Origin of the sequence: Listeria ivanovii subsp. londoniensis (assembly GCF_000763495.1) — a bacterium.
In the GTDB taxonomy this organism is placed as follows: Bacteria; Bacillota; Bacilli; order Lactobacillales; family Listeriaceae; genus Listeria; species Listeria londoniensis.
This window is the reverse complement of sequence record NZ_CP009576.1, coordinates 2860451-2872633: the sequence shown is the minus strand read 5'-3', so window position 1 is coordinate 2872633 and position 12183 is coordinate 2860451. Positions and strand designations below refer to the sequence as shown.

12 protein-coding genes are annotated in these 12183 nt (G+C 39.0%); all 12 read left to right on the top strand.

The annotated features are described in order from the left end of the window. Positions 1 to 114 precede the first annotated feature (114 nt). The 12 genes from rpsL to JL53_RS14155 all read left to right on the top strand — a co-directional run bounded on the left by rpsL (position 115) and on the right by JL53_RS14155 (position 12176). Complete coding sequence (rpsL, locus tag JL53_RS14210; protein WP_003720973.1) at positions 115 to 528, top strand: 30S ribosomal protein S12; 414 nt, start codon at positions 115 to 117, stop codon at positions 526 to 528. Positions 529 to 558: 30 nt separating this feature from the next. Continuing rightward, positions 559 to 1029, top strand: a complete 471-nt coding sequence (rpsG, locus tag JL53_RS14205) for a 30S ribosomal protein S7 (protein WP_003753956.1) — start codon at positions 559 to 561, stop codon at positions 1027 to 1029. A gap of 66 nt (positions 1030 to 1095) precedes the next feature. Then, entirely contained in the window at positions 1096 to 3183 is a 2088-nt protein-coding gene (fusA, locus tag JL53_RS14200; protein WP_038407952.1) for an elongation factor G, read from the top strand. 108 nt (positions 3184 to 3291) lie between these two features. Beyond that, positions 3292 to 4479, top strand: a complete 1188-nt coding sequence (gene tuf / locus JL53_RS14195; protein ID WP_038407951.1) for an elongation factor Tu — start codon at positions 3292 to 3294, stop codon at positions 4477 to 4479. Positions 4480 to 4633: 154 nt separating this feature from the next. Beyond that, positions 4634 to 6700 (top strand): BglG family transcription antiterminator, encoded by a 2067-nt coding sequence (locus JL53_RS14190; RefSeq protein WP_038407950.1) that lies wholly within the window; start codon positions 4634 to 4636, stop codon positions 6698 to 6700. A 194-nt stretch (positions 6701 to 6894) separates the two neighbouring features. After that, on the top strand, positions 6895 to 7329 hold the full coding sequence (locus JL53_RS14185) for a PTS sugar transporter subunit IIA (protein ID WP_038407949.1): 435 nt from the start codon (positions 6895 to 6897) through the stop codon (positions 7327 to 7329). Positions 7330 to 7331: 2 nt separating this feature from the next. After that, the gene (locus tag JL53_RS14180; RefSeq protein ID WP_003749745.1) at positions 7332 to 7604 is read left to right on the top strand and encodes a PTS sugar transporter subunit IIB; all 273 of its coding nucleotides are present in this window, start codon (positions 7332 to 7334) and stop codon (positions 7602 to 7604) included. Positions 7605 to 7629: 25 nt separating this feature from the next. Beyond that, the gene (locus JL53_RS14175; protein WP_003726308.1) at positions 7630 to 8928 is read left to right on the top strand and encodes a PTS ascorbate transporter subunit IIC; all 1299 of its coding nucleotides are present in this window, start codon (positions 7630 to 7632) and stop codon (positions 8926 to 8928) included. 70 nt (positions 8929 to 8998) lie between these two features. Continuing rightward, positions 8999 to 9991 (top strand): phosphotriesterase family protein, encoded by a 993-nt coding sequence (locus JL53_RS14170; RefSeq protein WP_038407948.1) that lies wholly within the window; start codon positions 8999 to 9001, stop codon positions 9989 to 9991. A gap of 12 nt (positions 9992 to 10003) precedes the next feature. Then, positions 10004 to 10753 carry a creatininase family protein gene (locus JL53_RS14165; protein WP_038407946.1) on the top strand — a complete coding sequence of 250 codons (750 nt, stop codon included), beginning with the start codon at positions 10004 to 10006 and terminating at the stop codon, positions 10751 to 10753. Further along, complete coding sequence (locus JL53_RS14160) at positions 10713 to 11432, top strand: KDGP aldolase (RefSeq protein ID WP_038407945.1); 720 nt, start codon at positions 10713 to 10715, stop codon at positions 11430 to 11432. The genes JL53_RS14165 and JL53_RS14160 overlap by 41 nt, the downstream gene beginning before the upstream one ends. Further along, the gene (locus JL53_RS14155) at positions 11433 to 12176 is read left to right on the top strand and encodes an SIS domain-containing protein (protein ID WP_038407943.1); all 744 of its coding nucleotides are present in this window, start codon (positions 11433 to 11435) and stop codon (positions 12174 to 12176) included. Positions 12177 to 12183: the final 7 nt, after the last annotated feature.

Sequence of the window (12183 nt, the reverse complement as noted above, 5' to 3'; positions counted from 1 at the left end):
AGGTCTGAAAATAAAAAAGTGTTGTAGGTCGATCTTACAGCCATTTTATTTTACCGAAAAAATGAACCACCTGGATGTGTGGAACTACTAAACAAGGAAGGAGGAATTTATCCCATGCCTACAATTAACCAATTAGTACGCAAACCTCGTCAATCTAAAATTAAAAAATCTACATCACCTGCTTTGAACAAGGGCCTAAACAGTTTTAAAAGAGAACTAACAGATGTTAACTCTCCGCAAAAACGTGGCGTATGTACTCGTGTTGGTACCATGACTCCTAAAAAACCTAACTCGGCGCTTCGTAAATATGCCCGTGTACGTTTGAGTAATGGTATTGAAGTAACAGCTTACATTCCTGGTATTGGTCACAACTTACAAGAACATAGTGTTGTTCTTATTCGTGGTGGACGTGTAAAAGATTTACCAGGGGTACGTTATCATATCGTTCGTGGAGCTCTTGATACAGCTGGTGTTGAAAATAGAGGACAAAGCCGTTCTAAATACGGTACGAAAAAACCTAAAAAATAATACTTATAAAATATGAAAGGAGGATATCCGATGCCTCGTAAAGGTCCTGTTACTAAACGTGACGTGTTACCAGATCCGATTTATAATTCGAAACTAGTAACTCGTTTAATCAATAAAATGATGGTTGACGGAAAACGTGGAAAGTCTCAAGCTATCCTGTATTCCGCATTCGATATCATTGCACAAGAAACTGGTAAAGATCCAATGGAAGTATTTGAACAAGCTATGAAAAACATCATGCCTCTTCTTGAAGTTAAAGCTCGCCGTGTAGGTGGTGCTAACTATCAAGTACCTATCGAAGTACGTGCTGACCGTCGTTCTACTCTTGGTCTTCGTTGGTTAGTAAATTATGCTCGCCTTCGTGGAGAGAAAACAATGGAAGTACGTGTTGCTCGCGAAATCATGGATGCTGCCAACAATACTGGTGCTTCTGTTAAGAAACGCGAAGATACACACAAAATGGCTGATGCTAACAGAGCATTCGCGCACTATCGTTGGTAAAAAAATCACTGACAAATTCCGGGCTTATTGCCTGAAAAATTGTTTTAATGGAAGGAGAAATACAACATGGCTAGAGAGTTCTCCTTAGAAAAGACTCGTAATATTGGTATCATGGCCCACATTGATGCGGGTAAAACTACCACTACTGAACGTATCCTTTTCTATACAGGGCGTATTCACAAAATTGGTGAAACCCATGAAGGTGCTTCTCAAATGGACTGGATGGAGCAAGAGCAAGAGCGTGGTATTACTATCACTTCTGCTGCGACAACAGCTCAGTGGAAAGGCTACCGAGTAAACATTATCGATACACCCGGACACGTAGACTTCACAGTTGAAGTTGAACGTTCGCTTCGTGTACTTGATGGTGCTGTAGCGGTTCTAGATGCACAATCTGGTGTAGAACCACAAACAGAAACAGTTTGGCGTCAAGCTACTACTTACGGGGTTCCTCGTGTAGTATTCGTCAACAAAATGGACAAAATCGGCGCAGACTTCCTATATTCTGTAGGAACTTTGCATGAACGTTTGGCTGCTAATGCGCATCCAATCCAACTCCCAATCGGGGCCGAAGATACATTTGAAGGTATCATTGACTTAATCGAAATGAACGCATTATATTACGAAGATGATTTAGGTAATGATCCTCATATTAAAGAAATTCCAGCTGATCTGAAAGAATTAGCAGACGAATACCGCGGTAAGTTAGTGGAAGCCGTTGCTGAGCTTGACGAAGAGCTAATGATGAAATATCTAGAAGGCGAAGAAATTACAAAAGAAGAACTTAAAGCAGGTATTCGTAAAGGAACACTTGACGTTGAGTTTTATCCTGTAGTTTGTGGTACAGCATTCAAAAACAAAGGTGTTCAACCAATGTTAGATGCAGTACTTGATTACCTTCCAGCACCAACAGATGTTCCAGCTATTAACGGCGTATTGCCTGATGGAGAAGAAGCTGCTCGTCATGCTGATGATTCAGAACCATTCTCTTCCCTAGCATTCAAAGTTATGACTGACCCTTATGTTGGACGCTTAACTTTCTTCCGTGTTTATTCAGGTACTTTGAACTCAGGTTCTTATGTACAAAACTCGACTAAAGGTAAACGTGAACGTGTTGGACGTATCCTTCAAATGCATGCTAATCACCGTGAAGAGATTTCAATCGTATACGCTGGTGATATCGCTGCTGCTGTTGGCCTTAAAGATACAACTACTGGGGACACTTTATGTGATGAAAAAGATCAAATTATCTTAGAATCCATGGAATTCCCAGAACCAGTTATCCAAGTAGCTATCGAACCTAAATCGAAAGCTGACCAAGATAAAATGGGGCAAGCTCTTGCGAAACTAGCGGAAGAAGATCCAACTTTCCGTGCTGAAACGGACCAAGAAACTGGCCAAACACTTATCTCCGGTATGGGTGAACTTCACCTTGACATCCTTGTTGACCGTATGAGACGTGAATTCCGCGTTGAAGCTAACGTTGGTGATCCACAAGTTTCTTATCGTGAAACATTCCGTAAATCTGCTCAAGTTGAAGGTAAATTCGTACGTCAATCTGGTGGACGTGGACAATACGGTCACGTTTGGATTGAATTCGGACCAAACGAAGAAGGTAAAGGATTTGAATTTGAAAATGCAATCGTTGGTGGGGTTGTTCCACGTGAATACATCCCAGCTGTACAAGCAGGTCTTGAAGGCGCGCTAGATAATGGTGTACTTGCAGGATATCCACTGATTGACATCAAAGCAAAACTTTACGACGGATCTTACCATGACGTCGATTCCAATGAAATGGCCTTCAAAGTGGCTGCTTCAATGGCATTACGTAATGCTGCTAAGAAATGTGACCCAGTAATCCTTGAGCCAATGATGGCTGTAGAGGTTGTTATCCCAGAAGAATATCTTGGTGATATCATGGGTAATATTACTTCCCGTCGTGGTCGTGTAGATGGTATGGAAGCTCGCGGTAACGCTCAAGTTGTTCGCGCATTTGTACCACTTGCAAACATGTTTGGTTATGCAACTCACCTTCGTTCAGGTACGCAAGGTCGTGGTGTATACACTATGCAATTTGACCACTATGAAGAAGTTCCTAAATCTATTGCTGAAGAAATCATTAAAGCTAATGGTGGAAACAACAAAGAAGATTAATTGATTTTTTTCGTAACATCAAGTATAACTTTAGTTAGAAGTATTACTTAGTTTAAATTTAAGCTGAGTAAAAAATAATTATTGAATTATCGAGGAGGATATTTTAAAATGGCAAAAGAAAAATTTGACCGCTCTAAACCCCATGTTAACATTGGTACTATTGGACACGTTGACCATGGTAAAACTACTTTAACTGCTGCAATTACAACTGTACTTGCTAAAAAAGGCTATGCTGATGCACAAGCTTATGACCAAATTGATGGTGCTCCAGAAGAAAGAGAACGTGGTATCACAATCTCTACTGCTCACGTTGAGTACCAAACTGATACTCGTCACTATGCACACGTTGACTGCCCAGGACATGCCGATTATGTTAAAAACATGATCACTGGTGCTGCACAAATGGACGGAGCTATCTTAGTAGTATCTGCTGCTGATGGTCCAATGCCACAAACTCGTGAACATATCTTACTTTCACGTCAAGTTGGTGTTCCATATATCGTTGTATTCATGAACAAATGTGACATGGTTGACGATGAAGAATTACTAGAATTAGTTGAAATGGAAATTCGTGATCTATTAACTGAATATGAATTCCCTGGCGATGACATTCCTGTAATCAAAGGTTCAGCTCTTAAAGCACTTCAAGGTGAAGCTGATTGGGAAGCTAAAATTGATGAGTTAATGGAAGCTGTAGATTCTTACATTCCAACTCCAGAACGTGATACTGACAAACCATTCATGATGCCAGTTGAGGATGTATTCTCAATCACTGGTCGTGGAACTGTTGCAACTGGACGTGTTGAACGTGGACAAGTTAAAGTTGGTGACGAAGTAGAAGTTATCGGTATTGAAGAAGAAAGCAAAAAAGTAGTAGTAACTGGAGTAGAAATGTTCCGTAAATTACTAGACTACGCTGAAGCTGGCGACAACATTGGCGCACTTCTACGTGGTGTTGCTCGTGAAGATATCCAACGTGGTCAAGTATTAGCTAAACCAGGTTCGATTACTCCACACACTAACTTCAAAGCTGAAACTTATGTTTTAACTAAAGAAGAAGGTGGACGTCATACTCCATTCTTCAACAACTACCGCCCACAATTCTATTTCCGTACTACTGACGTAACTGGTATTGTTACGCTTCCAGAAGGTTCTGAAATGGTTATGCCTGGCGATAACATTGAACTTGAAGTAGAATTAATTGCACCAATCGCTATTGAAGATGGTACAAAATTCTCCATCCGTGAAGGTGGACGTACAGTAGGCGCTGGCGTTGTTTCTAACATCAGCAAATAATATCTGATACACTTCAAACCGACAAAGCTATTTTAGCTTTGTCGGTTTTTTTATACATAAAATCATAATACACTTGAAAAAATTCACATTTTCGCATAACCTTAAGATAGACATATCTTTTTACCTTCTAGACCGAAATCAAGGAGGTAGATCAGTGGTACAATTTGATGATAGAAGTATGACGCTGCTTGAGTCACTTGTTGCAGCAAATGTATATCTTGCGCCAGAGAAGTTGCAAGAAGAACTAGGCATCTCGAAGCGAACGTTACAATATGACGTAGAAAAAATCAATAAAGAACTAGATGATATCGGGCTGGATGGAATTCAATCTGTCCGCGCTCAAGGCTATTATTTATTAGAAGAAGAAAAACCAACAATTAAAAAATTACTTGAAAATAGGGACACGAGGCATAAAGTTTTTACAGCAAGTGAGCGTCGAATCCGTATTTTATTTTTCCTGCTGGTAACTGATGCCAGAGTGATAATCGACACAATAAATGAGTGTAATGAAGTTAGTCGAAATACGAGTTTGCAAGATATTAAGCAATTGAAACTAGCTCTGAAGCAATTTAATTTAGAGTTCTTATACGACCGAAAGCGCGGCAATATAGTTACAGGAGACGAACGTAGCATCCGCCAATTTTTTATTCATTATTGCATGAACAACGAAGAAATTCCGACAGCAGATCAACTGCTCGATTTAATGAGAATCAATCCGATGATAAAAAACAAAGAACTATTTCCTAACTTAGATATTATTTTTGAAATATTAGCAGTGACGGAGAAAAAAATCGGTATTCGTTATACAGATGAAGTTATCGAACGAATCGGGATAATGATTTTCTTCTTTAAAGAACGGATGAAAAAAGACTGTTATTTGAATGAACAAGACGAAAGCAAAATTGATTCATATGAAATTGCCGAAGAAATTTATCAGCAACTACAGATAACAGAAGACTTCCAAATTAATCATGCAGAGATTGTTTATTTAGGAAAGCTTTTACTCGGAGCTAGCCGTTTGAATGATAGTGCAGCGGTTGAAGGAAAGTTAAATATTATCGTGGAGAAAATAATCGCCGAATTTGAGCGCCTTGCTTGTGTGAATTTTGAAGATCATCAGAGTTTAAAACACGATTTACTGCTACATTTACAACCAGCTTATTACCGATTAAAGTTCCAAATAGAATGGATTAACCCTTTGCGCGCAGATATTAAGCAAAGTTATAGCGATGTGTATGAAATTACTAAGAAGTCACTAGAACCACTGGAAGAACTTTTGGATGAGACGATTCCGGAAGATGAAGTAGCCTATGTGACAATTCTTTTTGGTGGTTACTTATCCCGAAAAAACAACACTCTAGTAGAACGGAAGAAATTGCTGATTGTTTGTTCTAAAGGAGTAGGGACCTCGAGAATGATTGAGCGGCAATTATCGCAATTGCTGGGTGAACGCGTGGAGATTTTAGAGCCAATTTCAATTCGTGAATTTGAAAAGGGGATTTATTCGCCTGACTTCATTGTGTCGACTTTGCCAATTATCGAACCAAAAGCACCTGTTTTTATTGTTAGTCCAATTGTGACAGAAGTGCAAAAACAACAACTTATGAAAGCAATAGCACCGCATATTTTACAGAAGGATTCAGATGCACGCATGCTATCATCCGTGCTTGATGTTGTTGATCAATATGCTAAAGTAGAAGACCGCGAAAAATTAGCAGCTAAGTTAAAAGCTGTGTTATTTCAAGTTCAACCAGACAGCCAATTAGAAAAATCACCCACACTAAAAGAATTATTACCAAAAGAGCGAATTACTTTTAAAGATAGTGTTGCTGATTGGCGTGAGGCTATTCAAATTGCTTCGAAGTCGCTTCAAGAAGAAGGTTATATCTCGAAAAATTATCAGAGTGCAATGATTGAAAATATTGAGAAGCTAGGACCTTATATTGTTATTGCGCCAGGGATTGCACTTCCACATGCTTCTGCTGAGGACGGGGCATATCGAGTTGGTATGAGCTTACTTAGACTAAGCCAACCAGTTTCATTTTCAAGTAAAGCGAAAGATCAAGTCAAATTAATTATTGTGCTCGCTTCCATTGACTCCTACACACATATAAATGCATTAAGTCAACTTACGAATTTAATTATGAAATATCACTTGCTTGAGCAGATTGAAAAAGCAGAAACAGTAGCAGAAATTGCTGAAATGTTAATAATAAAATAAAGCAACAAAGCCAGTTGGACAATAAAAAGTTCTGCTGGCTTTTTTGCATGTCTGCTAACAACAAAATGTAACAGTCTATTCTTTGCACTTTCAAAAAGAAAGGAATTGGGCTTTTTTAAACAGTCATACTACATCTATAATAAAAGTGTAAGTTATTGATAGCGCTATCAATTAGTTAGAAGGGATGAAGAGATATGTCTTTTTTGGATAAAGAGCTTGTAAATCTGCATGGATCAGCAACAAAAGCGGACGAAGCTATCACGCAAGCAGGAGAATTATTAGTAAATGCAGGTTATGTAAGCGAACAGTACGTCGAAAAAATGGTGGAGTCTTATCATGAAAATGGTGCGTATTTTGTCATTGCACCTCAAATAGCCATACCACATGCAAGACCAACAGATGGTGTGGAAAATTCAGCAGTTTCTCTAGTCATATTAAAAGAAGGCGTGAATTTCGGACACGCTGCAAATGATCCCGTGCGATTAGTATTTGGACTCGCAGCAACTTCTAGTGAGGCACATTTAAAAGTCATTCAAAAAATTGTTTCCTTGCTTAGTAATAACGATAATATTGAAAAAATGATTCAAGCGGAAGATTACCAAGCAATTGGAGAATTAGTGGAGGGATAATCATGAAAATTTTAGCAGTGTGTGGACTTGGTCAAGGTACTAGTTTAATTTTACGAATGAATGTAGAAACGGTTTTACGTGAAATGGGAGTGGACGCGGATGTAGAGCATATTGATGTCTCAGCAGCTCGCTCGATGAATGTGGATATTATTGTGACAAGTCAAGAATTAGCAGAAACACTTGGAACAGATACAAGCGCCAAAGTAATCATTGTTAATAACTACTTTGATAATGCCGAAATTAAAAATGCGTTATCTGCCGCAATAAATAACTAAATTAAGATAAAAAGGTGGGAAAAAAATGGAGATTATTACTTGGATTGCCAATAACTTTTTTGGAACCCCAGCTATACTTTTAGGATTTATCGTGCTTCTTGGGTTACTTTTACAAAAGAAAAACTTAAGCCAAGTTATTAGCGGAACTTTCAAAGCTATTATCGGATTCTTAATTATTAATGCCGGTGCCGCTGTTATTACTGGTTCACTCGGAATTTTTGAACCGATGTGGAAAGAAGTATTTGGACTAGAAACGCCGCCGCTTGCAGGATTTTTAGGACAAGAAGCTTTTAATGCAAAATTTGGTAGTGCCGTTACACTTGCGATGACACTCGGATTTTTAGTCAACGTATTATTAGCTAGATTTACACCATTTAAATACATTTATTTAACTGGTCATATGATGTTTTGGACAACGACGATTTTTGCTGGGATTACAGTTCAAGCTGTTGGCGGAGACATACCATTTTGGGGCCTTGTACTCTTCCTAGCAGTTATCATGGGACTTTACTGGACATTACAACCAGCGATTACACAACCATTTCTACGTAAAATTACCGGAAATGATAATGTTGCGTTAGGACATACTTCTTCCAGTGTTGCGATTTTATCCGCGTTACTTGGGAAAGTATTTGGAAATAAGAAAAATGATGCAGAACATATCAATTTACCAAAGAAATTAGAGTTTTTAAGGGACTCCAACGTTATTACCGCTCTTACAATGGGGATTTTGTTCGTAGTTGGAGCAGTAATTCTGATGGTGAAAAAAACTCCAGGAGCAGAAAAACTAATTGCGGAAGCTGGTAATCAAAGTTTCATCGTTTATTCCATCGTGCAATCATTTACTTTTGCAGCAGGGATTGCGATTGTACTTGTAGGTGTGCGGATGTTTATTGGGGAAATCGTACCAGCCTTTAATGGGATTGCGACAAAACTTGTTCCAGGAGCTAAACCAGCGTTAGATGCGCCGATTGTTTATCCATATGCGCCAAACTCGGTAATTATCGGTTTCGTTGGAGCATTTATCGGAGCAATTATCTGGTTAGTAGTACTTGGAAATACAGTTGGCTATGTATTCGTGCCAACGATGATTGTACTTTTTTTCCACGGAGCTGTTGCTGGGGTGTTCGGTAACTCAACTGGTGGTGTCAGAGGTGCATTAATAGGTGGATTCTTAACAGCTACGGTTGTCGCCTGGGGTCAATATATCATGGTAACCTTCTTTATCAATACGACGGTTCCGGATACAGCGATGTGGGCTGCCGATTCTGATATGTTCATTCTTGGACCAATTGTTAGCATGTTAGCGAAGTTATTCTTTTAAGTAAAAATCAAAACCTCTTCCTTGTCTAGCATTCAAGAGGAAGAGGTTTTTTGAAAGGAAGTTATAAAAAATGAGCTTTATTCGTACTTTTTATGGAGATATTACGCCGGACCAATTGGGGTTCACTTACTCACATGAACATATAGTCTGTGTTCCAGCTTACTGGAAAGAACGCAACGCAGATGATTTACTTTTAGATGATAAAGAAAAATCACAATTAGATGTACAAGACTTTGTTGATTTAGGAGGAAAAACCATTGTTGATGCAACTGCAGTTGATTACGGTAGATGTGTTAACGATGTTGCTCAAATTTCCAAAGAAACAGGAATTCAAATCATTGGAACTGCTGGCTTTAATAAAAGTTTCTTATGGGACGGAAAAATCAAACCAGAATTAAAACCGATTATTGGTGATTTTGAGACTTACTATGATTGGATTGAAGCAACATCTATCAAAAAATTAACGGAATTTGTCGTAAATGAAGTAGAACATGGACTTGAAGGAACTGGATACAAGGCCGGTCAGGTGAAATTTGGGACAGGCTACAATATGATTACCCCTTTAGAAGAAAAGACGATACGCGCCGTTGCAAGAGCTCACCACGAGACAAAAGCGCCAATCCATTCGCATACGGAAGCAGGAACAATGGCTTTAGAACAAATCGAAATTTTAAAACAAGAAAATGTCAATCTCGAATATCTTTCTATTGGACATATGGATCGCAATTTAGACCCTTATTACCACAAACAAGTTGCAAAAACAGGTGCTTTCATGTCATTTGATGGAATTGCCAAAATTAAATATGCTCCAGAAAGTGCTCGAATTGCTGCGATTTTATATCTAGTATCAGAAGGATTTGAAGACCAAATTCTCGTTAGTGGCGATACCGCGCGGAAAACCTATTATAAACATTATGGTTACGGACCAGGTCTTGAATACATTGCCAAAAAATGGGTTCCTCGTTTTATTGATGAAGCGAACGAAAAAGGCTTTGATGGAGAAAAATTAGTCCAAAAATTCTTCGTAGATAACCCAGCAAGATGTTTTACATTCAAAAAATAGGAGGCGAAATTTGTGTTATATGCAGATGAAAATTCATTTGATATTGGTGCGAAAATCACAAAAACAACGCCAGTAATCTTACCAATCGGAGCTGTTGAAGCGCACGGGCCACATTTGCCACTTGGAACGGACAACATTTTAGCGTCAGAATATTCTGCTAAAATCGCCGCCGAAACAAATGCTTTTGTACTTCCTGTGTTACCTTATGGCCAAGTTTGGAGCTTACAAGATTTCCCTGGAAGCCTAACTGTATCCAATGAAACGGTCACGAAAATGGTCGTCGAAATTGGAGAAAGTCTTTACCGGCAAGGGTTTCGTTTATTTGTTCCGGTAAGTGGCCACCTTGGAAATATGGCGGCATTAAAAGATGCAGCTCGAGAATTATATGCTAAGTTTCCGGACATGATTACCTTGCATATTTTTTATCCTAATATCCAAAAACTTGCGATGGACGTAAGAGAGGGCAAAGCAAACCATCACACTTATATTCATGCTTGTGAAATTGAAACATCGCTCATGCTCTACCTATCTCCAGAAAACGCGGATATGAATCGGGCAATTGATGATCCGCCAATTTTACCAATTGATGCAGATTACACCCCAACGCCGTGGCAAAACTTCACCAAGACAGCCGTTCTAGGAGAAGCAACCTTAGCAACGGCTAAAAAAGGCGAATACTTAATTGAAAAAACGTTAAAAACATGTGTGGAGTTGATAAAAATTGAACGAGAAAAAATTCGAAAATTTACCGAAATGGAATGATTTTGCGCTATTTAATTTTTTAGCAAAAGATAAAGAAAATGGGAAAGAAGTAATGGATGCCGCACGTGGTTACGCGGTTCCGGGAATTGTTGCAACCAACTATGAGACTGCCGAAGAAGCTGCAAAGGCAATGAATGAATTACACGCAGTAGCGGAAGTTGTGAGTGTTGGTCTAGGTGGCGGCGGTGATTGGAATAACTGGCGCGATGTTCTTCATATTGCTCGCCTAAATCCAGATTGTCACATCAACCAGCCGATAGAAACAGCAGGCTTAACGAACCAATTACTACCAGAAACCTACACAAATGCTCTAGTTCGTCCGACCGGGAAAATTGGTATCGTAAAATTATCTTCTGGTGATGAAATTACTGCCGAAAAAGCCGTAGATTATTGCCTTTCTGCTGGCATTCCTTCCATTAAGTTTATGAGCATTGAAGGCACTAAGCATTTAGACGAACTTATTTATTTAACAAAAGTAGCTGCTGACAAAGGGATTTATGGTATCGAGCCAGCTGGCGGAATCGGCGCGGAAAATATTTACGAAATAACTACAGCCATAAAAGAAACCGGCATTCCTTTTTATATGCCACATATTTTTGGAAAAACAATTGATAAAACGACTGGAAGAACGAAACCAGAAGAAATCGAGAAAATCATGGCTGCATTGGAGGAGAAATAAATGATTAACAATTATATTGATATTACCATTCGTATGCTTGAAAATATTCTTGATAATGAAGCCGACTACGTAAAAGAAGCAGGAGAAAAAGTTGCTGAAGCGATTGAAAATGATGGGATAATACATTTATTTGGTTGTGGTCATTCGCACATTTTGACCGAAGAAGTATTTTACCGAGCTGGAGGACTTGCGGCAATTCACCCAATTTTGCATGAGCCATTAATGTTACACGAGGGCGCGGCTGCATCTTCTGTACTTGAACGAAAAAACGATTATGCAAAAACATTCATGATGGAAGAGAATATTCGTCCAGGAGATGTTATGATTGTGCTATCTACATCAGGACGGAATCCTGTACCAATCGACGTAGCAGAAATCGCCCGTGAAAAAGGAGCTTTCATCATCGTTATCACTTCACTTCAATATTCAACGAGCCAAAAATCCCGCCATACATCAGGAAAACGTTTATCCGACACTGGTGATATCGTTATTGACAACGGCGCAGTAAAAGGGGATGCAGTTCTAAAATCGGCTAGCTTTGATATTCCATTTGCACCTACTTCAACCGTAACCGGTGCAGCCATTTTACAAGCTGTTTTCGCAGAAGCAATTGAAAAAATGGTAAATGATAATTTCACACCACCAGTATTTATTAGTGGAAACATCGAAAATGCAGATGAGCATAACCGAGGACTAGTTGAAAAATACACACCGCGAATCCCGCTACTGGGAATGAATTTATAAATCGTAA